The following is a 26,642-nucleotide window of genomic DNA, read 5'->3' as shown; positions in this document are numbered from 1 at the left end:
ACCGCCAGTATCGACTTCACGCTGGACAACAGCATCGAAACCCCGACGGTGGCGCTCGCCAGCGACACTGGCAGCTCAAACAGTGACGGCATCACCAAGAGCGGCGCGCTCACGGTGAGCGCGGCTGCAGCTGACGTCAGGCGCGTGTACACGGTCGACGGTGCGGATTCGGCGAGCTATGCTGCCCCGACCGCCGACGGCACCCACACTGTGGTGGTGACCGACACCGACACCGCGGGCAATGTCGCGACCACCAGCATCGACTTCACGCTCGACAACAGCATCGAAGCCCCGACGGTGGCGCTCGCCAGCGATACCGGCAGCTCGAACAGCGATGGCATCACCAGCAATCCTGCGCTGACAGTGAGCGCGGCTGCGGCCGACGTCACACGCGTCTACACAGTCGACGGTGCGGCCTCGGCAGGCTATGTCGCCCCGACGGCGGACGGCGCCCACACCGTGGTGGTGGCCGACACCGATACCGCCGGCAATATTGCGATTGCCAGCATCGACTTCACGCTCGACAACAGCATCGATACCCCGACAGTGGTGCTGACCAACGACACCGGCAGCGCGAACAGCGATGGCATCACCAGCAATGCTGCGCTGACAGTGAGCGCGGCTGCGGCCGACGTGACGCGCGTTTACACAGTCGACGGCGCGGCCTCGGCGAGCTACGTCGCCCCGATCGCGGACGGTGCCCACACCGTGGTGGTGACCGACACCGACACCGCCGGCAATATTGCAACCGCGAGCGTCAGTTTCACGCTGCAGAATTCTGTTGCCACGCCGACGGTCGTGCTGACCGATGACACCGGTACCTCCGGTAGCGACCACATCACCAAGGACGCCACCCTGACGGTGAGCGCGGCCGCGGCCGACGTCACGCGCGTCTACACGGTCGACGGTGCGGAGTCGGCAAGCTACGTCGCCCCGACCGCGGACGGTATTCACACCGTGGTGGTGACTGACACCAATACGGCTGGCGTCGCGGCCAACGCCAACATCAGCTTCACGCTGGACAACAGCATCGAAGCCCCGACGGTGGTGCTCGCCAGCGACACCGGCAGCTCGGGCAGCGATCACATCACGAGCAACGCCGGCCTGGCAGTGAGCGCAGCCGCGGCCGATGTCACGCGCGTGTACACGGTCGACGGTGCAGATTCGGCAAGCTACGTCGCTCCGACGGCGGACGGCGCCCACACCGTGGTGGTGACCGACACCGATACCGCGGGCAATGTCGCGACCACCAGCATCGACTTCACGCTCGACAACAGCATCGAAGCCCCGACGGTGGCGCTCGCCAGCGATACCGGCAGCTCAAACAGTGACGGCATCACCAGCAATGCTGCGCTGACGGTGAGCGCGGTCGCGGCCGACGTCACACGCGTCTACACGGTCGATGGCACGGATTCGGCAAGCTATGTTGCCCCGACGACCGACGGCGCCCACACCGTGGTGGTGACCGACACCGATACCGCCGGCAATGTTGCGATTGCCAGCATAGACTTCACGCTGGACAACAGCATCGATACCCCGACGGTGGTTCTTGCCAGCGACACCGGCAGCTCGGGCAGCGATCACATCACGAGCAACGCCGGCCTGGCAGTGAGCGCGGCTGCGGCCGACGTCACGCGCGTGTACACGGTCGACGGTGCGGATTCGGCAAGCTATGTCGCGCCAACCGCCGACGGCGCCCACACCGTGGTGGTGACCGACACCGACACCGCCGGCAATATTGCGACCGCCAGCATCGACTTCACCCTGGACAACAGCATCGATACACCGACGGTAGTGTTAACCAGCGACACCGGCGGCTCGGGCAGCGATCACATCACCAAGAGCGGTGCGCTTACGGTGAGCGCAGCTGCGGCCGACGTCACACGCGTCTACACAGTCGACGGTGCGGCCTCGGCAGGCTATGTCGCCCCGACGGCGGACGGCGCCCACACCGTGGTGGTGACCGACACCGACACCGCCGGCAATGTTGCGATTGCCAGCATAGACTTCACGCTGGACAACAGCATCGATACTCCGACAGTGGTGCTGACCAACGACACCGGCAGCTCGAACAGCGATGGCATCACCAGCAATGCTGCGCTGACCGTGAGTGCGGCCGCGGTGGACGTCACACGCGTGTACACGGTCGACGGCGCGGATTCGGCAAGCTATGTCGCCCCGACGGCGGACGGCGCCCACACCGTGGTGGTGACCGACGCCGACGCCGCCGGCAATATTGCGACCGCGAGCGTCAGTTTCGCGCTACAGAATTCTGTTGCCACGCCGACGGTCGTGCTGACCGATGACACCGGTACCTCCGGTAGCGACCTCATCACCAAGGACGCCACCCTGACGGTGAGCGCGGCCGCGGCCGACGTCACGCGCGTCTACACGGTCGACGGCGCAGAGTCGGCAAGCTACGTCGCCCCGACCGCGGACGGCATTCACACCGTTGTGGTGACCGATACCAATACGGCTGGAGGCACCGCGACCGCTAGCATCAGCTTCACGCTGGACAACAGCATCGATACCCCGACGGTGGCGCTCGCCAGCGATACCGGCAGCTCAAACAGTGACGGCATCACCAGCAATGCTGCGCTGACGGTGAGCGCAGCCGCGGCCGATGTCACGCGCGTGTACACGGTCGACGGTGCGGAGTCGGCAAGCTTTGTCGCCCCGATCGCGGACGGTGCTCACACCGTGGTGGTGACCGACACCGATACCGCCGGCAATATCGCGACTGCCAGCACCAGTTTCACGCTGGACAACAGCATCGATATCCCGACGGTGGTGTTAACCGGCGACACCGGCAGCTCGGGCAGCGATCACATCACCAAGAGTGGTGGGCTCACGGTGAGCGCGGCTGCGGGCGACGTCACACGCGTCTACACAGTCGACGGTGCGGCCTCGGCAGGCTATGTCGCCCCGACGGCGGACGGCGCCCACACCGTGGTGGTGACCGACACCGATACCGCGGGCAATGTTGCGACTGCCAGCATCGACTTCACCCTGGACAGCAGCATCGATACCCCGACGGTAGTGCTGACCAGCGACACCGGCGGCTCGAACAGCGATGGCATTACCAAGAGCGGCGCGCTCACGGTGAGCGCGACTGCGGCCGACGTCACGCGCGTGTACACGGTCGACGGTGCGGCCTCGGCGAGCTACGTCGCCCCCACCTCGGACGGTGCCCACACCGTGGTGGTGACCGACACCGATACCGCCGGCAATATTGCGACCGCCAGCATCGACTTCACGCTGGACAACACGATCGCCACCCCGACGGTGGCACTCGGCAACGACACCGGCAGCTCCGGTAGCGATGGCATTACCAAGGACGCGGCCTTAAGCGTCAGCCTCGCCGCAGCCGATGTCACCCGGACCTATTCGGTCGACGGCGGCACGGCCGCTACGGCTTATACCGCTCCGACGGCAGACGGTGCCCACACCGTGGTGGTGACCGACACCGATACCGCGGGCAATGTTGCGACCGCCAGCATCGACTTCACCCTGGATAACAGCATTGATACCCCGACGGTGGTGCTGACCAACGACACCGGCAGCTCCAACAGCGACGGGATCACGAGCGACGCTTCGCTCACGGTGAGCGCGGCTCCGGCGCACGTTACCAGGACCTACACGATCGACGGCGGGACCGCCTCGGCCGACTATATTGCTCCGACGGCGGACGGCACTCACACCGTGCTGGTGACCGACACCGATGCCGCCGGCAATATTGCGAGTGCCAGCACCAGCTTTACGCTGCAGAATGCTATCGTTACGCCGACCGTGGCCCTCGCGAATGACACCGGTACCTCAGGCAGCGACCACATCACCAAGGACGCCACTCTGGCGGTGAGCGCGGCTGCGGCGGACGTTACCCGTACCTACTCGATCGACGGCGGGACTGTCTCGGCAAGCTACGTCGCGCCGACCGCCGATGGTGCCCACACCGTGGTGGTGACTGACATCAATACGGCTGGCAGCAGCGCCACTGCGAGTATCAGCTTCACGCTGGACAACAGCATCGATGCCCCGACGGTGGCGCTTGCCAGCGACACCGGCAGCTCGGGAACCGACTACATCACCAGCAATGCCGGCCTGGCGGTGAGTGCGGCAGCGGCTGACGTCGCTCGTATGTACGCCATCGACGGCGGCACGGCGTCGGCGAGCTATGTCGCGCCAACCGCGGACGGCGCACACACCGTGGTGGTGACCGACACCGACACCGCCGGCAATATCGCGACCGCCAGCATCGACTTCACGCTGGATAATAGCGTCGATACCCCGACAGTGGCGCTGACCATCGACACCGGCAGCTCGGGCGGCGACCACATCACCAAGGACGCCACCCTGACGGTGAGCGCGGCCACGGCTGACGTCACCCGCGTTTACACGGTCGACGGTACGGCTTCGTCGAGTTATGTCGCGCCGACCGCGGACGGCGTCCACACCGTGGTTGTGACCGACACCGATATCGCCGGCAATATTGCGACAGCCAGTATCGACTTCACACTGGACAACAGCATCGATACCCCGACGGTAGTGTTGACCAGCGATACCGGCGGCTCAAACAGTGACGGCATTACGAGCAATGCCGCGCTTACGGTCAGTGCGGCCGCCGTCGACATCACGCGCGTCTACACGGTCGACGGTGCGGCCTCGGCAAGCTACGCCGCCCCGACCGCCGACGGCGCCCACACCGTGGTGGTGACCGACACCGATATCGCCGGCAATACCGCGACCGCCAGCATCAGCTTCACTCTCGATGGCACCATAGCGACTCCGACGGTCGCGCTGACCGATGACACCGGTGCCTCCGGTAGCGACCACATCACCAAGAGTGGTGGTCTCTCGGTCAGCTCGCCTGCGTCCGACGTCACCCGTGTCTACACGGTCGACGGTGCGGCCTCGGCAAGCTACGCCGCCCCGATCGCAGACGGCGCCCACACCGTGGTGGTGACCGACACCGATATCGCCGGCAATATTGCGACCTCCAGTATCGACTTCACGCTGGATAACAGCATCGATACTCCGACGGTGACACTGACTCACGACACCGGCAGCTCGAACAGCGATGGGATCACCAGCGACGCTTCGCTTACGGTGAGTACGGCTGCTGCGGACGTTACCAGGACCTATTCGATCGACGGCGGGACGGGCTCGGCAAGCTATGTTGCTCCGAGCGCCAATGGTGCCCACACTGTTCTGGTGACCGACACCGATACCGCCGGCAACATTGCCAGCGCCAGCATCAGCTTTACGCTGCAGGATGCTATTGCGACCCCAACGGTGGCGTTGACTAACGACACCGGCAGCTCGAATAGCGACCACATCACCAAGGACGCGTCGCTTTCGGTAAGCGCGGCAGCAGCCGACGTGACCCGGACCTACTCGATCGACGGCGGGATTGGCTCGGCTAGCTACGTCGCGCCGACCGCCGACGGCGCCCACACCGTGGTGGTGACTGACACCAATACGGCTGGAGGCACCGCGACGGCCAGCGTCAGCTTCACGCTGGACAAGACCATCGCCGTCCCGACGGTGGCGCTTGCCAACGACACCGGCAGCTCGAACAGCGACCACATCACGAGCAATGCCGGCCTGGCAGTGAGCGCAGCCGCGGCCGACGTCGTCCGTATGTACGCGATTGACGGCGGCACGGCCTCGGCGAGCTACGTCGTCCCGGCTGCAAGCGGTGCCCACACTGTGGTGGTGACCGACACCGACACCGCCGGCAATATCGCAACCGCCAGCCTCAGCTTCACGCTGGACACCATTATTGCCACCCCAGCCCTGGCGCTGACTATCGACACCGGCAGTTCAAACAGTGACCACGTCACCAGCAATGCCGGTCTTACTGTGAGCGCAGCCGCGGCCGACGTCTCCCGTATGTATACGATTGACGGCGGCATGGCCTCGGCGAGCTACGTCGCTCCGGCCGCGAACGGGACGCACACCGTGGTGGTGACCGACACCGATACCGCCGGGAATACCGCGACAACAAGCTTCAACTTTACTCTTGACACCACGGCTGACTCCGCGCCGACTGCCGCGATTGACATCACGCCGGCCACAATCAATGCCGCCGGAAAGAGTGCAGTCGCCTACACGATTGCGGGTGTCGACTCTGATGCGACCGCGAGCGTCACCTTCACGAGTAGCGGCGGAGGCTCCGTCACGGTAAACGCGCTGGGCAATGGCCCGCATATTATCGACCTGACAGCGCTGAGTGACGGGACCGTAACTGCGTCGATCGCATTGACGGATCTTGCCGGCAACAGCGCTACCGGTGTCGATGACACCGCAAGCCTGGCGACCAACTCGGGCGGCATCAATCAGACGGGCACATCCGGCCCCGATATCATGACTGGCACGCCTTTCGCCGACACATTGAGCGGTCTCGGCGGAAACGATACCCTGACTGGCAATGGCGGCAACGACATTCTCCAGGGTGGAGCCGGAAACGATGCGTTCATGTACAAAGTCGGCGACGGAGCCGACACCATGGACGGCGGCGCAGGCACCGATAGCCTCTACATCACGGGAACTGCCGGGAACGACGCCATCCGTGTTGTCGCCTCCGGCAGCACGCTGGCAAGGCTCGAGGGAGGCACACTCGCCGGCATCGAACGCGTGTATCTCGACCTTGGGGCAGGCAATGCAGACACGCTGAGCTACGATGGCACGACATCCAGCCTGACCGTCAACCTGTTGCAGTTGAATGCGACAGGGTTCAGCTCGATCGCAGGCGTCGAGAACGTTACCGGCGGGTCGGGAAAGGATGAACTTACCGGAGACACTCAAGTCAACGTCCTGGACGGCGGCGCCGGCAACGACACCATCACCGGCGGTGGCGGAAACGACGTGATCGTCGGCGGCGAGGGGAACGATTTGATCATCTACAAGGTCGGCGATGGGGTGGATACCATCGACGGCGGCGCCGGCACCGATACGCTGGAAATTAACGGAACGTCAGGCAGCGATGTCATCAACGTCGTGGTAACTGGCTCAGCCATCACAGGACTTGCCGGGGGAACGGTAACCAATGTGGAGAAGGTGGAGTTGAACCTTCTCGGCAGTACCAACGACATGTTGAGCTACGCCGGCACAACGTCGGACATCACGGTCAATTTGGCCAACGAGATTGGGACGGGATTCAGCTGGATCTCCGGCGTTGAGTACCTCACGGGAGGTAGTGGCAACGATACCCTGGTCGGAAATTCGGCGGCCAACCAGCTCATCGGTGGCGACGGAAACGACAAGATCAATGGTGCCGGCGGGGCTGACTCGCTCACCGGTGGCAACGGAAGCGATACATTTATCTACACCGCGTTGGCAAACTCGCGCGTAGCTGCGTTCGACACCATCAACGACTTCACGACAGGCGTCGACAAGTTGCAGATTGGGCATGTGCTCAACGGCCTCACGACTGGTTTGACAAAGACCGCCGGCATCACCGGCGACCTCGCGACGGATCTCGCGAGCATTCTCACCAACGCGAACCTAAAGGCGAATGGTGCCGCTGAAGTCACCATCGCCAGCGGTAGTGACGCGGGCACCTATGTGATCATCAACGACAATACGGCCGGGTATAAGGCCGGAACCGACGCTGTCATCAAGCTGGTTGGTGCGCCGTTACTGCATACAACGGATTTCATAGTCTGAATCGGGCCGGAGCCGATGTGCATGTATTCGATTGGCGGCAGCGGGCTGACTGGATCGCAGTGTGGGGGAGTAACGAGATGAAGCTGGGGCTCTCCAATAAGAGGCAAATCGCCAATCAGCCAACGCGAACAGAGCTGAGGATCCGTCGCCACAAGAATGAACTGCGGGATCTGCTCTATTCATGCAGGGGCTATTTCACCACAGCCTTAATCTTCAGCCTTGCAATCAACCTGCTGTATCTCGCCGGACCGCTTTACATGCTCCAGGTCTATGATCGCGTTGTTTCGAGCGCGAGCATAATCACGCTGGTGATGCTTACGGTCTTGTTGTTGACTGCCTTCGCCGCGCTCGCCGCCCTCGATATGGTCCGGGCGCGGATTCTCGCGCGCGCGTCTGTCCGGCTTGACCAGCAGATGTCAGGACGCGTGATCTCCGCCATCGTCGATGCGTCGCTGAAGACGGGGGCCCCAAAGAGCCAGTATCTTCGCGATTTCGACAATTTCCGTCAGTGCGTCACTGGCGCCGGAATTCATGCCATCTTCGACCTCCCTTGGGCACCGATCTATATTGCCGTGATATTCGCCCTGCATCCGGTGTTGGGAGCATTTGCGCTTGCCTCAGCCGCAGCGTTGCTGCTTCTCGCGCTCGTGAATGAACGCTGGGTACGCGCGCCGCTCGCGGAAGCCAACGAAGCCGGGGCCAGAAGCTACAGCTTCACGGACATGAGCCTTCGCAACTCGGAGGCCATACAGGCGATGGGAATGCTTGATGGCCTGCTCCACAGGTGGGGGCGTGATCGCAGTCTGGCGCTGGATCGCCAGGTTGTCGCAAGCGATCGCGCCGCGGCGATGTCGAGCCTAACCCGGTTCCTCCGACTGTCCGTTCAATCCGTCATTCTTGGGCTTGGCGCCTATCTCGTGATCGAACGTGCTACAACGGTTGGCGCCATGTTTGCGGCCTCGATCCTTCTTGGTCGCGCAATGCAGCCGGTCGAGCAGATTGTGGGTGCTTGGCGGAGTGTCGCATCTGCGCTCAATTCCTCCAGACGTGTCGACGCGCTTCTCAAGGCGATCCCGGAGGGCGAACCGCGACTTTCGTTGCCGAAACCCGCTGGTGAATTGTCCGTCGAGAATGTGAGCTATGCAGTCCAGGCAAGCACGCGACGGATCCTGTGCAACATAAGCTTCAATGTTCCGGCAGGCGAACTACTCGGCGTTGTAGGTCCTTCGGGTGCCGGAAAATCGACGCTTGCGCGCCAGATTGTCGGCGTGCTGGCGCCGTCCTCCGGCTCAGTTCGCCTCGATAGCGCCGACGTGTCGACCTGGCCGCGAAGCTCATTCGGCCGGTATGTCGGGTATCTGCCGCAGGACGTCGAATTGTTCGCCGATACCGTCGCAGCAAATATCGGTCGGTTCAATAAAAGTAACGACGCGAGTGTGATCGAGGCTGCAAAACTCGCCGGCGTTCACGAGATGATCTTGCGCCTTCCGGACGGATATAGCACGCAAGTCGGTGAGGGAGGCGCCGTCCTTTCCGGCGGCTATCGCCAGCGAATCGGCCTAGCGCGCGCGGTCTATGGAAGCCCGCGTCTTGTTGTGCTCGATGAGCCTGCATCGAACCTCGACGTCGATGGCGATTCCGCTCTGACAGAGTGCCTCACGCAGTTGAAGCAGGCCGGGACCACCGTCGTCATCATATCCCATCGACCAAGTACGCTTGGGGTGGTCGATAAGATTATCATGATCCGAGACGGTGCCGTGGAATTGTTCGGTCCCCGCGCCGAGATTATCGCGCGCCTGACGAAGCCGGTGGTTGTTCCGGCTGCCGCAGCAAGAAGCCTAGCTTCGTAAATGAACCAGAGCCGTCTGGAGGATGTATGAGTAAGGGCGCGAGTGCAGCGATGTGGCCGGCGACCGTCGCCGATACGGTGGATCCCAGCGATTCCTTTCATGGATCTGCAGTCGCCGGATGGATAGTCATAGCCGCATTCTTTGGTGGATTCGGCGTGTGGTCTGTGACCGCACCGCTCAATGGCGCCGTCGTGGCGACCGGTATCGTGAAGGTCGACGGCAATCGAAAGAGCGTTCAGCATCTCGACGGCGGTATCGTCAAGGAGTTGCGGGTCAAGGAGGGAGATCAAGTTCAGATCGGCGAAACGCTCATCGTGCTCGACGACACGCAAGCGCGTGCAGAGTTCGATGTGCTCTCTGAGCAATTTGCCGTGTTGCGTGCGACGGAAGAGAGGCTGCGGACCGAATTTTCCGGTGGCTCCAGTCTCGCCATACCGTCGGACCTCGATGTCGCCGGGGGCGAGGCGCACGCCAGGAGCATTTGGGACAATCAGGTCCGGCAGTTTGAAAGCCGCCGCGTGGCGCTGGAAGGTCAGCGTAACATCATCAAGGAGAAGATCTCTCAGCTCGAACATCAGATTGTTGGTGGCGAAGCGCAGGTCAAGGCGTTCAACGCGCAATTCGACTCTGTTCGGGAAGAGATGAAGTCGATTGCACCTCTGGTCGACAAGGGGCTTATTGCGCGGCCGCGTTATCTGCAGCTTGAGCGGGCGGGTGCGGGGCTCGACGGGCAATCAGCGGATGCAACGGCGAACATAGCCAGGGCGCGGCAAGCAATTGCCGAACAGCAACAGCAGACGGTGCAGCTCGACAACGATCGTATGGCCGACGTAACCAAGGAGTTGCGCGACGTCCAGGCGAAACTTCTCGAGGTCATTCCGCGCCTGGTTAATGCACGTACCGTCCTGACGCGGATGGAGATTCGGGCGCCGTATGCTGGTCGCGTCGTTGGGCTCGCCGTATTTTCCGTGGGTGGCGTCATCCAGCGCGGGGAAAAGATAATGGACGTGGTTCCTGAAAAAGACGCGCTTGTCGTGGAAACGCAGGTTGCAGTCGATGACATTAGCGAAATCCGGCCGAAGATGCGGGCTGAAGTGCACCTGACTGCATACAAGCAGCGAATCACTCCGATCGTTCACGCTACAGTGCTTCAGGTTTCGGCGGATCGGCTTACCGAGAACAGGACGGGTATGCCCTACTACACAGCTTTGCTGAAGCTTGACGAAGCAGAGCTCGCGGACATGCCAAACGTCCAGCTCTATCCTGGGATGCCAGCCACCGTTATGGTTCCCACTACAGAGCGGACGGCATTTGAGTATCTCGTGGGGCCGCTCGTGATGTCATTCAAGCAGGGATTTCGGCAGAGGTAGCGGACGATCAGTGTCCGCTTTTGCGGCGGCGAAGTCTGACCTGCGACAGGAGATCGTGCTGGACGTGGCGGTGCCGGTTGCTTTGTGATGGCTGCATCGACGCCCAAGCTCTGGAGTCACCAAGAGGGGTAGTCCGCAAGAGGCGAGGAGTGGCTCACTTGCTCGTCACAGTAGAGTCTTCAGTTGCGATGTGGCGTGGGACGTTATGGAAGCGAGCTATGACCGTCTCAATACGCCTACGCGCGAGGTTGTTCGCAACCGGCCTTCTAGGTCTTCTTGCCAGCTGTGGTGCTCTGTCTGCCGCAGCGCAGGAGCCGATCCCTGTCAAGCGTGAGATCCTTGCGCTCTACGATGGTGCGCAGGAGGGCAGCGCCGAGTTCTCGCGGATACACCGTTTTGCCGAACTCCCGCTCAATCATCTGGGGTTCATTGTCAAATTTCGAGACATTGGCAAAGGATTGCCGCCTGCCGCTGAAATGGAGCGCTATCGTGGCGTGATCACTTGGTTCGCTGGACCGATTGCGAACGGCGACGTGTATCTTGCTTGGGCGAACCAGCTCTCGCGCCAAAATCTGCGTTACGTCATTCTGGGACATATTGGTGTTACGCCGGACACGGCCAACCTTCTCGTGGTGAACCGGCTGCTCGGTATGCTCGGTATCCGTCATACCGGTGATTACGTCGCGCCGACGCTGGGAACGCGGATCGCGTATAAGGATTCCGACCTTGTCGAGTTCGAGTGCCGCCTCGATTCGGTCATGCCCGACTATCCGGTCGTTGCAGCGAACGGCCCTGGTACGCGCGTCGGACTAATGCTTGAAACATCGCCTTCCGATGGACGGCGGTCCGCAGTTTTGGTGGCGGTTGGAGGGCGAGGCGGCTATGCGGCGTTTGGCTACGAATTTTGCCATCAACGCCCTCCGCTGTATCTTGGCAAGTGGCTGCTCAATCCGTTTACGTTCTTTGCCGCCGCGTTCGATGCAAACGGACAGCCAGTGCCGGATACGACAACCGCATCGGGTAGCCGGTTGTTTCTCGGTGTACTTGACACTGAAGGCTGGACCCTACCAAGCAAGATCGAAGATGCCCGGAATAGCGCTCTGACGGCAGGCGATGTCATCCTACGCGACCTGATTACGCCGTTCGACGGTCTGTCGACGGCCGTCGAGCTTCGCGGCGAGGCGGGTATGAATTTCGGCAGGGGCGGCAGGCAAGCGCAAGCGCTGCGGGAACGGCTGCTGGCCTCCAGCAGCATCTCTTTGCCGCGAAGACATCTGCGCGCTACGCTCTCACGTTTCGATGCGGAGTATCCATCGATTTCAAACCTCGCGTCCCTGACCGGCGCGGGCCCCGATCAGCTCATCAATATGCCTGTCAGTGATGATAGCTACTACGTCAAGGAGGGGCCCGTCGGTCAAAATGGGTTTGTCGCGCTGAAGGAGACCATTCTCAATACGGAAGCACCACGACGCCTCAAGCCGTTTACCGTGAGCTATCACGCTTTTGTGGGTGAATACCCGGCCCTGCTGCGCTCGGTAAAGGAGCTGTTGCGTGAGGCGAATTCCGAAGCCCTCAGCCCCGTGTCGGTCGACGGCTATGCGGCGATCGTCGATGGGTTCCTCAGCACGCGAATAGATCGCGTAGGAGGCACGGCCTGGCGAATTAGCAATCGTGGCGGACTGCAGACGATTCGGTTTGACGCCGCTGATGACCGCGAAGTGGATTCTGAACTCAGCGTTGGTGTCATTGGACAAAAGCGAGTCGGTACCGCCTTATATGTCGCGCTCGACCAGGCGATCGAGGAGGCCACGGTCGTTCTTCGCCCGTCGGTTCCTTCAGGTGCGAGCGCTCGGAGCTTAACTCTCGTCGATAGCCGCTGGTTCATCACTCACCTTGTGAAAGGTCTGTGTGTGACGAGTTTCGAGGCGCGCGGGTACGGGAACGGGTCGTTCTTCTGGTCGGGCGCTGCGCCCGGAAGATACACGATCAAGGCCACTCGGGCAGGCGGGGACGTCTGGCAACAGAGCGCAGAAGCGGACAGCGCCGGAAATTTGAGGTTCGACGTTCGGACGACCGCGATCGATGCACTCGAGATCAAGATGAATTGCGTCGAGGCCATTCGCTCGCCGGAGCAATAGTCTCTTGGGCGGCACAATGACGTTGTGACTGCGTTGTCTAGTTCTCCAAGCCCCTTCGACATCGCTCACTAGTTGCTGACGGATTATCGCGGTCGGCAGAGCAGATGCGTGCGACGGCAGGCGAAGCTTCAGAGTCCATCTGATGCAAATCAGATATTAGCGGTGGCTGTTGATGCACCCGATAAGCTAAAATCCGCGACATTAAGAGTTCTGATGCATCGTAATATAATTTCTGGAAGCCGAACGTTGCTGGATGTTTGTGACGAAAGTGACGTTCCGGCGGCGTACCCTATTTCGAAGCTACGCGTCATCGGCATGTGGCGGCACCAGCTCCAATCCCGAGCGTCAGGTGACCGTCGCCGCAATTATGGAGACGGCAAAATGAATGAGCTTTCCTTTCCTGGATCTCGGTCTGCGATCAGTCATGCCTATCCGATTTGCGAACAGCCTCCGGTTATCGTCCGACAAGCGGTTATCATGGCAGGAGGGAAAGGTACGCGCCTCCACCCGTATTCGGCGCTGTTCCCGAAGCCTCTGATGCCGCTCGGTGACATGCCGATTCTGGAGCTCCTTCTCCGGCGGATGAGAGCCGCCGGCGTGCGTGAGGTGATCATCGCCGTCAATCACCTTCGACATCTGATCGAAGTCTACTTTGGCGACGGCTCGGATCTCGGGCTCAAGCTGTATTACAGCGATGAAGACAAGCCGTTGGGAACCGCGGGTGCGCTCGGCAACATGCTGCCTCACCTGGACGATACGTTCTTCGTGACAAACGGTGATCTCCTGACCACGATGAGCCTCAGGAACATGGCGCTACGCCACATCGCAGAGAAGGCGGATGCGTCGGTCGGCGTCTTCGAGCGCGAGAACAAAATCGACTTCGGCTTGATCGAATTCGATGCCAGGAATCGGATGTGTGCGTATCGCGAGAAGCCAACAAGCAAGTATCACGTCAGCATGGGTGTATATATCCTCCAGCGCGAGGCCGTGCGGCCTCACGTGACCGACGTCGATTATCTGGATATGCCGAACCTCTTGCTGAACATCCACGGCCGAAATGGCAATGTCGTCTGCCACCAAGAAAATTGCGTGTGGCTCGATATTGGTCGACCCGACGACTTCGCGCTTGCGCAGAAGATGTTTGAGGAGGATCGCGAGGCGTTCTTGGGTCATGCGTAGTGCCGTCGTAACCGGCGGTCAGGGGTTCATCGGACGGCATGTGGTCGCCGCGCTTCGCCAGCGCGGCGTGGCCGTCACCACGATCGGTCGCAGGGCGTCGACCGACGTGACGCATGTGTCTCTCGACGATGCATCCTGGGATTCACCGGCTCTCGACTGGGTTCTCGAGGATGCGGAGCCCGACTGCATTTTCCATCTCGCAGGGCAGGCGCGTGGAACGCCGGCCGAGCTTACGCACGCCAATGCCGATCTGGTCCGCGCCCTGTTTCGGGCGCTCAAGCGGACGGGTCTACGACCGCGATTGATCATGGCCGGCAGTGCCGCGGAATACGGCAGCGCGATCCGGGACGGCGAACCTGTCCCGGAGACCGCGATTTGCGCACCGCTTTCGCCCTATGGCGTCAGCAAGCAAGCTCAGACCCGCGCCGCGGCCGCTTACGGCGAGGCGACCGGTACACCTGTGCTGGTGGCGCGTATATTCAACGCGTTGGGGCCCGATATGCCTACGCATCTCGCGCTCGGGGATTTTGCTAACCAGATTTCGTCCATGCCGGGCCATCGGGGCACGCTGCAGGTCGGCAATATTGACGTGCGGCGTGACATGATAGACGTCGAGCACATAGCCACGCTGCTGTGCCAGCTCGCCGTCAGGCAGGATGTCCACGGAGTCGTCAACATCTGCAGCGGACAGGCGCCACTTTTGCGCGATCTGGTTGAGATGCTGATCGAGTCCTCCGGTCGCAAAGTGGACATCGAGGTGGATTGGTCGCGGGTACGCGGCAACGAGCCGCGCGCGATTATCGGGAGCACCCATCTGCTCGAGAGGCTCGGCTGCTCGCCCCCCCCGACCGACTTCCGATCCGTAGTCGCGCGCATATCTCGTGCCATGGAACAAAGCGTAACTCAGGTGTCATGATCGGGTCGCGATTCTTGATCGACAGATTCGCATCAGGCTTGCGTCGGCCGACACGTCGAAGGGTCTTGGCTGCGGGGGCAGCGTTCTTATCGGGGGCAGCCAGAGCGGGCGGCTCGACTGACGGGGGCGCTGTCGTACGGAAGCCGATCCGTTGGCTCGCATTCTACGGAGCGACAGCCGAGGAAGCTGTGCTGGCGACCTACGACATTGTGGTGCTCGATCCTGGGTTTCAGGGCTCGATCAGCCAGGTCGCTGGCGGTGGCGGAAGGGTTTGCGGGTACCTCAGCCTCGGCGAAATGAGGATGGCGGATCCGCTCGCGGCGCTGCTCGATTCCGCCGCGCTGCTTCCGGAGAACCCGGATTGGCTGGGCACCCGTCGGGTCGATATCCGGCATCCGACATGGCAGTCACTCATTCTCGACGTTCAAATCCCGGCTCTTGCGGCGCAGGGTTTCACGGGTCTGATGTTGGATACCCTCGACACGCCGCCCTATCTCGAACAACTGGAGCCGAACCGCTATTGCGGCATGCGTGCCGCCGCAATCGACTTGGTGGCGTCTATCCACGCTCGCTGGCCGAACATGATGCTAATCATGAACCGGGGTTACGCGCTATTGCCGGATCTCGCGGGGCAAGTTGACGCAGTGATCGCCGAGAGCCTGATGACCTCACCCGGACCGCGCGGCGAAGGCATTGTTTGGGTCGATCGTCACCAACTCGAACTGCAGCTGGAGTTGCTGGAGGCCGTGACGCGCAGAAGTCCGCCATTGCCGGTTCTTAGCCTCGACTATTGGAACCCCGACGACACAAGGACGATAGCGGAAATCTACCGTCGTGAACGTGAGCTCGGTCATCATCCCTACGTCGCGACACGATCGCTTGACCGGATCGTACCGGAGAGCCGCTGATTTTGTCGGTCGCGAGAGAGATGCCGGCAGCCGTCAGCGCTGACGGCGATCTGATACAGGTCAGAGTTCTTGGTTGGCGTTCTCCAAAATCAGCAGTTACACCAGCCATAAGGCGCTCGCGCATACCGTCCTGTGTGTGCTTTGCGCGACGATCGCGTGTGGCCTGAACAAGGAGTTCGTACACGTCAGGCCACTGGCGCTCTCTGGTGAGTATCCAGTTATGTCGAGTACTTCGATCAAGGGTGAATTCGCGGTTCCTGCGCCTGTGAGGAACCGTGCGGAGGATCGGAGTTTGAAGACCGGCGGTGGCGGCGTGCCGCACCGGGAGTTACCCTTGCTCGAAATTCTTTCGCTCGCGGAGTGGCGTAGGCTGCTCCTGGAGACGTTCTTGATGCTTGGCGTCATCACGGCGCTGCAGCACTGGCTGGGTACGGTCGACGTTCTGGGGCTGCCACATCCTTACTGGCTTCCCATCCTTCTGGCGTCCTGCCAATATGGTGTGAATGGTGGCCTGATCGCGAGCCTTGTGGCGTCCGTCATCTACTTTGCTCAATTGTCGCCAGCTTCCGCGGTCCAGGACTACTACGCATACGCCCGGACCATTGCGGTTCAGCCGGCTACCTGGCTCGCGACGGCTCTGGTCCTGGGTGGCTTGCGCAACCTGCATATCCATCACTTCCAGGAGCTGGCCGACCAGCTTGCGATCATGCGTCGCCGCGCCAACGACCTCAGCGGCGGCATCGAGCGTGCCGCAATCGAGATCTACGCGCTTGAGCGCCGGCTGGCGCTCGAAACCAGCAGTGCGGCCGCGTTCTCGCGAAGCCTCGCACTGATCGATTTAAGCAACCGGCGCGCTGCGGCGCAGAGCTGCGGCGAGTTGTTCCGCGTCTCAACCGGCGCTTCAACCTTGGCGGTCTATCTCAGGGACCGTGGTGGTTACGTGCCGGTGTGGGCCGTCGCCGACGATAACATTCGTCCCACTGGATCGATGCAGACCCTTTCCGCGCTCGCCGTCGAGGCCATGATCATTGAAGACGAGGGCCGCGAACTTCAGCCCAGTGCGCGCGACCTGGAGCCGCGTATCAAGCGTCATGTCGTTCGCGTGACGTCGTCCGGTGACGTCGGCACGCCGTTGGCGGTAATCATCTGCGAGCTGGAGTCCTCGCGTGACGTTGGCGAGTTCTACCGCCGCGCGGACGAGATCGGACGCGCCCTTGCGACAATTCTGCACGCATGCCCTGACGGGCCGGAGATGCGCTCATGAAGTCCGCCGCGGCCCTGCAACTCGTGGTCGGCCGAAGGTGGATTGCCCAGTTCGTGCGACGCATCCGTTGCCTTGTGAGATCGACGCTCTGGCTCTCTGGATTCGCTGTCGCGCTGCTTGGCTGTCAAGCCGCACTGCTCGGTTCGCTCCTGAACGGACAGATTGAGCTCGGGACCTACATTGCGGCTGACGTGTTGGGTAGCACATCGATGGCAACTGTTCTGGTTTGGCGCGCACGCCACGCCGGGAGCCGCATCCGCAGCGCTGCGGCGTTGCAGATCATAGCCTGGTCGGCTATTGCGGGGCCGTTCGGGACACTCGTTGCGATGGCTATCGGGTTTTCGTCGCCGTTCCGATCGCGGAAGGCGCGCGACCAAAGCATTGTGCGTATGACTGCGGAGCATCCCGAGGTCGAGTACTGCGAGCGTGTCCACATCGCGTTGCTCGACCGTCGCATGCGTATCGAAGGGGCTTCTCGCATCCATCCGCTGATGGACGTGATTGCCGATGGGTCACAACCGGCGAAGCTCGAGTCGCTAGGCGTTGTCTGGCGAAAATTCGAGACGCGATTGGTTGGAGTATTGCGGCGTGGTCTGCGCGACTCCGACGCGTCGGTGCGCGTGCTGGCAGCGACTGTCATCTCCAGGCTCCACGCGGTATTTGTCGGGAAGGTCGGCGTCTGCCAGACCGCTGCAGCTGCGCATCCGCTGACGGCGCAGAGTTGGGGCAATCTCGCGGAAGCGCGCCTTGCCTATGCAGCAAGCGGCTTGCTCGAAGGCGAGCAGGCGCGCGCACAGATCGAATCTGCCGTCGGTGACCTGTTGCGAGCAAGGGAGCTGGATCCGACGGATCGGGTGCCGGCCGATCAACTCGAAATTGCGCGGCGACAACTGTCGGCCTGGAGGATGTGATGTTGTCGTCACCATCCGCGCAACAGAGCGTTAGTAACCCGGCGATTGCGGCCGGCACAGCCGACGTTTGCCTGATCGTCGAGGGTGGATACCCCTATGTGCTCGGTGGCGTAGCGTCGTGGTCGGATGCGTTGATGCGCGCGTCACCGGACCTGACATTCCATGTTATTGCAATCAGCATTTCCAGCCAACCGCGGCGTCGCAGCTTCGTGCTTCCCGACAACGTCCTCGGCGTCACCGACATTCTCCTTGACGTCAGTCCACGCGGCCGTGTTCCGACGTCTCGCGACGCGGATAGCTTGCAGCGAATTTTCCTGGGCCTGCGGAGCGCGCTGACCACTGGAAACGGAGATGAGTTCGCGGAATTGATCGAACTCGTGCGGATCACAGGTTTCGGGCGTGCGGCCTTGCTGGATTCCAAGGAAGGCTGGCGCGCGATGGAGGAGGCCTATGAAAGCCTTCTGCCCAACGGGCCTCTTCTCGACTTCTTCTGGTCGTGGCGATTCCTTGTTTGTAGCGTGCTCGCCGTGATCAGCACCCCGTTGCCACCAGCTCGTGTATTTCACGCCGTGGCAACGGGGTTCGCGGGGATTGTGGGCAGCTACGCCAAGCTGGCCGCGCAGGTGCCGTTGCTGGTGACCGAGCACGGAATCTATACGAATGAGCGCCGGATCGAACTCGCCGTGTCCGACTGGCTGTTTGACTCTGGCGCTGGCGGTTACGTGACGGCCGAGCCGATCGAACTGCGGTCGACCTGGCTGGAGGCATTTAAGTCCTTCTCGAAGATCAGCTACGATGTCGCTGATGTGATCACGACGCAGTACCGCGCAAACCAAAACTTCCAACGCAATGACGGCGCGCCTGACGAGAAACTGCGGATCATTCCCAACGGCATCGACGTCGCCAAGTTCGCTGCTGTCCCGAAAAGTGTGGTGCCACGGCCGCCGACCGTGCTGATGATCGGTCGCATCGTGCCGATCAAGGATGTCAGAAACTTCATCATGGCTGTCGCGCTGCTCAAGGAACTGGTGCCTGACGTCGTGGCGATCCTGATTGGACCGGAGGACGAGGACCCCGAATATGCGGCTGGCTGTCACCGGCTCGTCGATCAGCTCGGAGTCGGTTCGTCGATGCAATTTCCCGGTCGGGTGCCGGACGTCATGGCTTATCTCGGTGCGGCCGATGTGCTCGCTCTGTCCAGCATCAGCGAGGCCCAACCCATCGCGATGCTGGAAGCTGCCGCGACCGGGATGCCGATTGTGTCTACTGATGTCGGATCGTGCCGCGAGATCCTTGAGGGTTTTGACGGAGATCCGGTCAAGGGGCGTGGAGGCTTCGTTGTCGAGCCCTGCGATCCCAAGCGGATGGCCGATGCGCTTGCAACGATCCTCCGCGACCGCAACATGCGCGCAGAGATGGCGGACGTCATGCGACGGCGCGTAGCTTCTTATTACCACAAGGACCGTGTCCGGGCTCTCTACGAGGGGCTATACACCGATCTCGCCGCGCAATCCGTTCCCGATGGCCAGGACGATCATGACCGGAATCAACATCCCCATTGAAGCGATGACGCGGCGCGGGACGCTCGCGGGCGTGTTCGGAGCCTACGCATATGCGGCACTGCTTGTCGCAGGCCCCTGGATATTCACGGTCCTCGGCTTGTTCAGTCTGGGCACCGAATGCACGGGAAATTGCATCGACCTGACAATCTTTCGCTCGGTCGTCATCTACAACTCGATGTATGCGCTGATCGTGACGAGTCCGTTGGCGTTCCTATGTGGCCGCTTTGTTGCGACGCAGCTACAGGACGGATACTGCGACAACGTCATTTGCGCGCTCGTAATTTCGGTCGGGGCCTTTGGTCTGCTCACGCTGATGAGTGTTGCTCCGTTCTACATTTTTGCCACAACGTTGGACGACATCGAGAAAGTTGCAAGCATTCAGAACGCGATCATGATCGGTTGCTCATGGTTGTTGATTCCGTTCCTTGGTGGGGTGCGGGCTTACAACGCCGTGCTCGTGGCGTTCGGCGCCGGCGCCATTTCAATGCTGGCGTTAGGCAGTGTGCTGCATGAACCTCGGGCTGCATCGCTTCTGCTGGCCTTCAACGCCAGCTTCGCGATTACCAACCTGATAATGCTTGGTAACGTGGTGTATCGCTTCGGTACGAGGATCGTGTTCGATAGCAAGTTGAAGGCCAGCGCTATTCGGTACTGGGAATTGCCGGCGGCTGGCCTCGCATATGCGCTCGGGTTGTGGGTCGACAAGATCATCATGTGGTATGCCGCACCCTACGGCGGGTTGGTGGTGGCTGGCGCGCTGCAGACCATGCCGAGCTACGACACCGCGATGTTTTGGGCGCAGTTGTCCTCGATTCCGATCATTGCGGTGTTCTTCGTTCATGTGGAGACACGGTTCTCCGTCATGACCCACAGTTATCACACCCGAATGCAACAGCGCGCGACGTTGCGTGAGCTGAATGAAATCGTCAGCAACGTCGGAACTTACGTGCTGTCGAGCATGTTCGCCTTGTTCTCGGCGCTCGGCATTGTTGCCGGAATGATGATCATGTTCTCGCTGGTGTTCATGCCAGAGCTCGGCCTGCGTCCAGCTTACATGGGCACTCTGCGAATTTCCCTTTGTTCGATGGCGTTCTACACCAGCGCGATGTTCTGCTTCACGTTTTTGCTCCACCTCGACCTGCGGCGGCCGGCGCTGCTGATCGTTCTGACGTTCCTCGTTCTCAACGCAAGTCTGACTCCTGCGCTCCTGCCGCTCGGTCCGGACTTCTACGGCTACGGAAACATGACGGCGGCTGCGGTCAGTCTTCTGGTTGGAATCAGCCTCGTCCTGAAGGAGCTTTCTTGGCTGCACTTTCATGCCTTTGTCACCAACAATCCGTCGCTGTGACGAATGTGCCAGGAAAGCAGTTGTCGTTCTAGGTTAGGTTGATTATCGGCCATTTCGAAGTTTCATCACTTACAATATTTAAAAGCGGAGTTGGACCATGTGGAAAGGCAAGAAGGTTCTGGTAACCGGTGCTGGTGGCTTCATCGGCAGTCATTTGACTGAGGAGCTCGCTCGTGCGGGGGCGGTCACGACCGCCATGGTCCGATACAATTCCTCGTCGTCGATCGGCAACCTCGCGCTTCTCGAGCCAGACGTGCGCGATGCGATAAGGATCGTCAGTGGAAATATTGAGGACAGTGACTTCGTCAACCGCGTCGTCGAAGGGCAGGATACCGTGTTCCACCTGGCCGCGCTGATTGCCATCCCTTACTCCTATGAAGCGCCGCGCAGTTACGTGCGCACCAATGTCGAGGGCACGTTGAACGTGTTGGAGGCCGCCCGGCGCTACAGCACCGAGCGGGTAGTGCATACCAGCACCTCCGAGGTGTACGGTACTGCGCTCAGGACGCCGATCGATGAGGACCACCCGTTGCAGGGCCAATCACCGTATTCGGCGACGAAGATCGCCGCCGACAAGCTCGCGGAGAGCTATTACCGATCATTCGGGACACCGGTCACGACGGTGCGGCCCTTCAACACGTTCGGTCCACGGCAGAGCGCCCGCGCGTTCATTCCGACCATCATTTCGCAGGCATTCGAGCGCAACGAGATCCGGCTCGGTTCGCTCACTCCCGAGCGGGACATGACGCTCGTCAGCGACACGGTCGCCGGCTTCCTGGCGGCAGGTGCAACCCAAGGACTGGAAGGCATGACGATCAATCTTGGCACTGGCAAGACCTACTCGGTCGGTTGGTTCGCTGAACGGATTCTCAAGTTGATGGGCGTGCAGAAGCAGTTGGTCCAGGACGATGCGCGGCTGCGTCCAGCGCTGAGCGAGGTCATGAAGCTGGTTTCGGATAACACGCGAGCGCGGGAAGTGATGGGCTGGACCCCTACAGTATCGGTTGATGATGGCCTGCGGCGCACGATTGAATTTTTCCGCACGCATTCGCTGGGAAGCCAAGTGGGGAGCTATGTCAGGTAAGTTCCTGGCGGAAACGCGATGCACAATCGCCTGCCCGGGCTGGCCTTACGCGACGCATGAGGTATCGACATGAAGACCTCGCGCCAATTCATTCTTATGGTGGTTGTCGCGCTTGCTGTCGCCGCAGTCCTCTTGTTGCCCCGACGCGGAGAACATACGGCCGTGCTCGCCAGCGAGGGACGGCACCAGGAGGCGATTGCCCTACTCGAGCTCCGGTCGGCCAGTATTCCCGGAGACCCCGATGCGCTTGCCGCGCTTAGCCGCTCCCACGCAGCGCTCGGCGACCTGCGTCGTGCCGTCGAAGCGCTCGATGCGTATCTCGCAGTGCGTCCAAACGATGTGGCCGCGCTGCGGAGTCAGGCAGAACTCTTGCTGCTGAGCGGGTCAAAGGATCGTTATCTTGACGTCCAGGCGCATCTGGTCGCGGCACAGCCAACTCCCACTGGTGTTACCCGGCTGACCGAGCTGCTCCGCTTGAATGGGCGGGAGGCAGACGAGCTGGCAACATTGCAGATCTATGCAGGTAAGGCGATGCTCGAGCAATCTCAGCTCGAGCGCCTGGGAACGATCCTTGTCGAACGCGGGAATCGACGCGAGGGGCGCGAATGGCTGGAACTCGCGGACCAACGAGCGCCGGCCGGAGCCAGTGCCGGGCGCCTTCTACTTCTTGAACTGCTGATCGACGCCAAGGAGAACGACCGTGCCATTGAGCGCGCACGGTCTTGGATGAAAGTCTGGCGGAGTTCCTTCCTGTGCGGAAAGCTGATCCTCAGGCTGGCACGATCGGGCCTCAATGCTGGCGCGTCCGAACTGGCATCGGACTGCGCGGATTTGATGCCGGACGACGCGTCCGGAATGATCGATTACCTCGTGAGCAAGGGACGCCAGGACCTCGCTCAGCGGATGCTGCTGCGCTGGGGTGACCGCATGTCTAAGCCGAACGGGCAGGAGTTGCGCTCATTTGTTCAGGCGTCGGCTGCGGTGGGCAATGTCGGTGCACCGTTGACGAAGATGGCGCAGCTTGTGCGCAGTGGCACCGACGCGTCGGTGCAGGGTGAGTTGGCGGAGGAGCTGGCGAATGCGTTCGGCAAGTCGGCCTTGGCTGCCATCCGGCCGCTTCTGTCCACCGAGGCGCTGCTCACTCGACCATTATTCGCCGCGGAGTTGTCGTTGTTCGAAGGCAATAGTCAGATGGCGCGCTGGTTTCTGATCCGGGTTGAGCCAGCGCAGCTGTCGGCTCAACGGTCGGCCGATTGGCTTGCGATGCTGCACCGCGTGGATACCGAAGCCGAAGTGGTCACGCACCTGACGACGCTATGGAGCGAAGGACGCCTGCCTCCCGAGCTGCTTCCCCAGTTCGCTGATGAAGCGGCCAAGCAGGGGCACGTAAAGGTCCACGACAGGATATGGAATTCGATGAGGTATCAAGCGGACGGGCGCGCTTCAAGGTAGTGCGTTGTATGGACAATTTGCCCTTGGACGTGCGTCTGTAGTTGCTGATGCAAGTCAGAGTTTTACACTCGCTTTGCCGATCACAACCAGTCAGTCTGACGCTTGGTCCCCAGCCCGTGTCTCCGCGCTGAATGCTCGCTTATGGCGGCAAGGATGCAGTATCGGGGATGCAGGGTGTTGTCGGGCCAGTGCAGGAATGGAGCAGTGCGATGCTCGCGATCGTCAAAAGTTGCGCTACGATTCTGGTTGCTGTTGCCTTGGCGGGAGGCGTGGTTCTCGGTCAAACGAGCCCGCCGCAGCCAGGCACCCCCGATGCCGTTAGGGCCACGTTGCTCGGCGAGCCGTCTTTGGAGATCGGAGATAAGCTCAAGATCTCGTTCTACGAAACAATCGACGTCGGGACTGCGAAGCAAGGCGGCCGTGATCGCGCCGAACCACAGGGCGTGCTACGAACATTCTACCAGCGCACGGACCTCGGTGGCGATTACACCGTCGAGCCGGACGGGGCGATTTCGATCCCCATGCTGGGCCGCTTCGTGGTTCGGGGACGTGGGCTTGAAGATTTGCGGGGAGACATAGCGGCCTCGTTCATGTCGTTGATGGGCCGCAGCGCTAACATCGAAGTCACGATCGCGGAGCGCGCGCCGGTCTACGTGCTCGGCAGCGTCAAGAATCCCGGGTCATACAAGCACATACCCGGCATGATCGTGCTTCATGCCGTTGCGCTCGCGGGCGGTCTCGACCGGGGCGACAACCATCTCACCAGCGTGATCGAAGGCGCGAGGGAGACGGAGCGCCTGCGTGGCGCAACCGTTCAAGTCAAACAGCTGCTGGTCCGTCGTGCACGGCTGGAAGCGGAGCGCGATGGCGCTTCGTTGCTGTCAACTCCGATTCAACTGGCCTCGTTAGGTGGCGAGGAAATGACTGCCCGGACATTCATCACGATAGAAAATACCATCCTTCGCGCTGAACAGGCGAGGCGGATGCAGCAGGTTCGGGAAGTCGCTTCGAAAGTGGATTCCGTGCGCAGCGAGGTGGACGCGTTGCGGCGCAAGTTGGAACAGACTGATGCCCAGAGGGATATGCGGCTTGAACGCCTCGGCGATATGCAAAAACTCAAGGATAAAGGTTGGGTGACGAGCAGCAACGTCGTTACGCTACGTACGGAGTTGTCCGATATCGAAGCGCGCCGGCAAGACTATCTCGTGGAGATCGCGCAGGCCGAGACGCGGCTGGCGGACGCGGAAGGGGCCGGTCTGCGGCTGTCTTCGGAGAACGCGGCAAACCTCGCGAAGGCCATGGCGGTCGTCGACAAGGAGATCGTGGCGGCGCAAGAAACCATGGCCTCTGCGAGGGCTCTTGCGATGGTTCTTCAAAGAACAAGTGGCATGGCGCAGGCCGAAAGCTACGAGATCGTACGTCAATCCCGGGAAGGTCCCCAGACGCTCCAGGCCAGCGAGACGTCATCGTTGTTGCCGGGTGATGTGCTCAAGGTTATCGCAAAGACGTCCGAGCTATCGCCGAGTCTACTCGCTCCCGCGCCGCAGTCCGCGCCCCCTCAGAACCGTACATACACGTCGAATGAACGGTAGGGGCATTTCCTGGCGTAGGCTGTCGCAATTGAGGTACGTCAAATGCGATGGCGAAACATCGCCAGCCAAGTGCTCAAGCTATGGCTGAATTTGTCGAGCGCCCAAAAGGGCGCTCGGTCGCGTTGGCCTAATCGTATACAGTCAACCGAATTGCCTCGCGTTGAACGAGATCGATCGCGAAGCACTGGTCGCGGTCATGTCTCGAAGCCAACACCTCGAAGGATACCACCATCTGACCGGACGATGTCATGTGCGTGGCGAGCGAATGAGCGCCACCGCCCGATAGTTGGGATTACCCCCAAAGCATATCTTCGAATTCGAGTGCGCATCAGGTTTACTCCTTCATAAACATACACTGAGCTGCCGCGCGTGGTAGACTGACGAGTGTACGATAATGTTCATCTATTCATTATTTTTTCGAGCATTCGTCGCTGACGCGACGTCAGCGCCAAAGGCTCCCAAGAGGGTTTTTGCGATGATTCCCCGGCGCAAGCCATATATCGAAGCTCTTTCTCAAACGCATTTTTCATCAACAAAGTCATGCCCATCCACCGCCAAGCCGCCGCTTAACGAACCCGAAATTGCGCGATTTATCGGAGACATTTGTGCCGACGGTGATTGCTTGCACCTTCGCTCTCAGCAGCGCGTTCCTCTTCCGCTGCCAGGGAAGGTCGTGGTGCTGCGGGAAGGCATGCTGGCCGTCGACGCAATGCCGGCAAAGGGAAAGCTGCAGGTGCTTGACTTTCTGGTAGCAGGCGACGTGCTGTCGGCTGCAACGGTTCTTCCAGCGCCTGGCGTTTCGTTGCGAGCGATCACTAGCGCATCGCTGGTGTCCCTGGATCCGCCTACCGTCAATCGGGGTATGCCGTCGCATGACTATTGGTCGTTCTTGATCACACGGTGTCACGATCAAATGGCACGCGCCAACATCCATCAACTGCTGATAGGTCGCCTGGAGACGGAGCAGCGCGTCGCCTCGTTTATTCTAGCTCTCGCGCTGAGAAATATGCGCAAAGAATCGCGCAGTGTGTCAGTCGAGCTTCCGATGTCGCGTACCGACATTGCCAATTATCTCGTGATCAACTGCGATACGTTGAGCCGTACCATGATGAGGTTTTGTGATGGCGGCCTCATCGAACGAGAGAGCAGGCATGCGATCCGTGTCGTCGATATCGATGCACTGAAGAGAAAATCTCCTCTCGCATCGTTGTTGTCGGCAATGTTCGAGAACCGCGCGAGCCGGGAGGCGGACGTCCATGAGCGTCATGCCGAAGTAAGCACGCCGGCTGCGGCAGACGAAAGCCGTGGCGTCGCTCCCCTGGTGCTGACAGTGGCCGGATTGGCGCGGTCGTCCGCAACGCAGCCGTATTCTTCGCGCGGCGGACTATAGATCCTCGGAG

At 61.2% G+C, this 26,642-nt stretch carries 15 protein-coding genes; all 15 read left to right on the top strand.

The window, feature by feature from the left end; all coding sequences use genetic code 11:
• Nucleotides 1–48: 48 nt before the first annotated feature.
• The gene (locus AC0L3C_RS32700) at nt 49–7,668 is read left to right on the top strand and encodes an Ig-like domain-containing protein (RefSeq protein WP_473410030.1); all 7,620 of its coding nucleotides are present in this window, start codon (nt 49–51) and stop codon (nt 7,666–7,668) included.
• Between the two features lie 77 nt (nt 7,669–7,745).
• Nucleotides 7,746–9,518, top strand: coding sequence for a type I secretion system permease/ATPase (locus AC0L3C_RS32695; RefSeq protein ID WP_473410029.1), 1,773 nt, complete (start codon nt 7,746–7,748; stop codon nt 9,516–9,518).
• A gap of 26 nt (nt 9,519–9,544) precedes the next feature.
• A complete protein-coding gene (locus tag AC0L3C_RS32690) occupies nt 9,545–10,888 on the top strand; it encodes an HlyD family type I secretion periplasmic adaptor subunit (protein WP_473410028.1) in 1,344 nt (447 codons plus the stop codon).
• A 218-nt stretch (nt 10,889–11,106) separates the two neighbouring features.
• On the top strand, nt 11,107–13,026 hold the full coding sequence (locus AC0L3C_RS32685) for a hypothetical protein (RefSeq protein ID WP_473410027.1): 1,920 nt from the start codon (nt 11,107–11,109) through the stop codon (nt 13,024–13,026).
• Between the two features lie 381 nt (nt 13,027–13,407).
• A complete protein-coding gene (locus AC0L3C_RS32680) occupies nt 13,408–14,205 on the top strand; it encodes a sugar phosphate nucleotidyltransferase (protein WP_473410026.1) in 798 nt (265 codons plus the stop codon).
• The gene (locus AC0L3C_RS32675) at nt 14,198–15,121 is read left to right on the top strand and encodes an NAD-dependent epimerase/dehydratase family protein (protein WP_473410025.1); all 924 of its coding nucleotides are present in this window, start codon (nt 14,198–14,200) and stop codon (nt 15,119–15,121) included. The genes AC0L3C_RS32680 and AC0L3C_RS32675 overlap by 8 nt, the downstream gene beginning before the upstream one ends.
• A 188-nt stretch (nt 15,122–15,309) precedes the next feature.
• Complete coding sequence (locus AC0L3C_RS32670) at nt 15,310–16,029, top strand: glycoside hydrolase family 191 protein (protein ID WP_473410024.1); 720 nt, start codon at nt 15,310–15,312, stop codon at nt 16,027–16,029.
• A 73-nt stretch (nt 16,030–16,102) separates the two neighbouring features.
• Nucleotides 16,103–17,293, top strand: a complete 1,191-nt coding sequence (locus tag AC0L3C_RS32665; RefSeq protein WP_473410023.1) for a hypothetical protein — start codon at nt 16,103–16,105, stop codon at nt 17,291–17,293.
• A complete protein-coding gene (locus AC0L3C_RS32660; RefSeq protein WP_473410022.1) occupies nt 17,290–18,204 on the top strand; it encodes a hypothetical protein in 915 nt (304 codons plus the stop codon). The genes AC0L3C_RS32665 and AC0L3C_RS32660 overlap by 4 nt, the downstream gene beginning before the upstream one ends.
• Nucleotides 18,204–19,766, top strand: coding sequence for a GT4 family glycosyltransferase PelF (gene pelF / locus AC0L3C_RS32655; RefSeq protein WP_473410021.1), 1,563 nt, complete (start codon nt 18,204–18,206; stop codon nt 19,764–19,766). The genes AC0L3C_RS32660 and pelF overlap by 1 nt, the downstream gene beginning before the upstream one ends.
• Nucleotides 19,741–21,114 carry an exopolysaccharide Pel transporter PelG gene (gene pelG, locus AC0L3C_RS32650; RefSeq protein ID WP_473410020.1) on the top strand — a complete coding sequence of 458 codons (1,374 nt, stop codon included), beginning with the start codon at nt 19,741–19,743 and terminating at the stop codon, nt 21,112–21,114. The genes pelF and pelG overlap by 26 nt, the downstream gene beginning before the upstream one ends.
• A gap of 97 nt (nt 21,115–21,211) precedes the next feature.
• Nucleotides 21,212–22,198: a GDP-mannose 4,6-dehydratase gene (locus tag AC0L3C_RS32645; RefSeq protein ID WP_473410019.1), complete on the top strand. Its 987-nt coding sequence runs from the start codon at nt 21,212–21,214 to the stop codon at nt 22,196–22,198.
• A gap of 69 nt (nt 22,199–22,267) precedes the next feature.
• Complete coding sequence (locus tag AC0L3C_RS32640) at nt 22,268–23,650, top strand: tetratricopeptide repeat protein (RefSeq protein WP_473410018.1); 1,383 nt, start codon at nt 22,268–22,270, stop codon at nt 23,648–23,650.
• A 209-nt stretch (nt 23,651–23,859) separates the two neighbouring features.
• Nucleotides 23,860–25,242 (top strand): polysaccharide biosynthesis/export family protein, encoded by a 1,383-nt coding sequence (locus AC0L3C_RS32635; RefSeq protein WP_473410017.1) that lies wholly within the window; start codon nt 23,860–23,862, stop codon nt 25,240–25,242.
• 394 nt (nt 25,243–25,636) lie between these two features.
• Nucleotides 25,637–26,632, top strand: coding sequence for a Crp/Fnr family transcriptional regulator (locus AC0L3C_RS32630; RefSeq protein WP_473410016.1), 996 nt, complete (start codon nt 25,637–25,639; stop codon nt 26,630–26,632).
• The last annotated feature ends 10 nt before the right edge of the window (nt 26,633–26,642 follow it).

This window comes from Bradyrhizobium sp. WSM4872 (genome assembly GCF_055811715.1).
The sequence above is the reverse complement of the archived record's forward strand: the minus strand, read 5'-3'. Positions and strand labels throughout refer to the sequence as shown.

Bases quoted from the DNA above. Each gene is read 5' to 3' on its own strand.
- AC0L3C_RS32695 (WP_473410029.1), top strand. From the start codon at position 7,746: ATGAAGCTGGGGCTCTCCAATAAGAGGCAAATCGCCAATCAGCCAACG.
- AC0L3C_RS32635 (WP_473410017.1), top strand. From the start codon at position 23,860: ATGCTCGCGATCGTCAAAAGTTGCGCTACGATTCTGGTTGCTGTTGCC.
- AC0L3C_RS32640 (WP_473410018.1), top strand. From the start codon at position 22,268: ATGAAGACCTCGCGCCAATTCATTCTTATGGTGGTTGTCGCGCTTGCT.
- pelF (WP_473410021.1), top strand. From the start codon at position 18,204: ATGTTGTCGTCACCATCCGCGCAACAGAGCGTTAGTAACCCGGCGATT.
- AC0L3C_RS32630 (WP_473410016.1), top strand. From the start codon at position 25,637: ATGTTCATCTATTCATTATTTTTTCGAGCATTCGTCGCTGACGCGACG.
- AC0L3C_RS32675 (WP_473410025.1), top strand. From the start codon at position 14,198: ATGCGTAGTGCCGTCGTAACCGGCGGTCAGGGGTTCATCGGACGGCAT.
- AC0L3C_RS32660 (WP_473410022.1), top strand. From the start codon at position 17,290: ATGAAGTCCGCCGCGGCCCTGCAACTCGTGGTCGGCCGAAGGTGGATT.
- AC0L3C_RS32685 (WP_473410027.1), top strand. From the start codon at position 11,107: ATGACCGTCTCAATACGCCTACGCGCGAGGTTGTTCGCAACCGGCCTT.
- pelG (WP_473410020.1), top strand. From the start codon at position 19,741: ATGACCGGAATCAACATCCCCATTGAAGCGATGACGCGGCGCGGGACG.
- AC0L3C_RS32680 (WP_473410026.1), top strand. From the start codon at position 13,408: ATGAATGAGCTTTCCTTTCCTGGATCTCGGTCTGCGATCAGTCATGCC.
- AC0L3C_RS32690 (WP_473410028.1), top strand. From the start codon at position 9,545: ATGAGTAAGGGCGCGAGTGCAGCGATGTGGCCGGCGACCGTCGCCGAT.
- AC0L3C_RS32645 (WP_473410019.1), top strand. From the start codon at position 21,212: ATGTGGAAAGGCAAGAAGGTTCTGGTAACCGGTGCTGGTGGCTTCATC.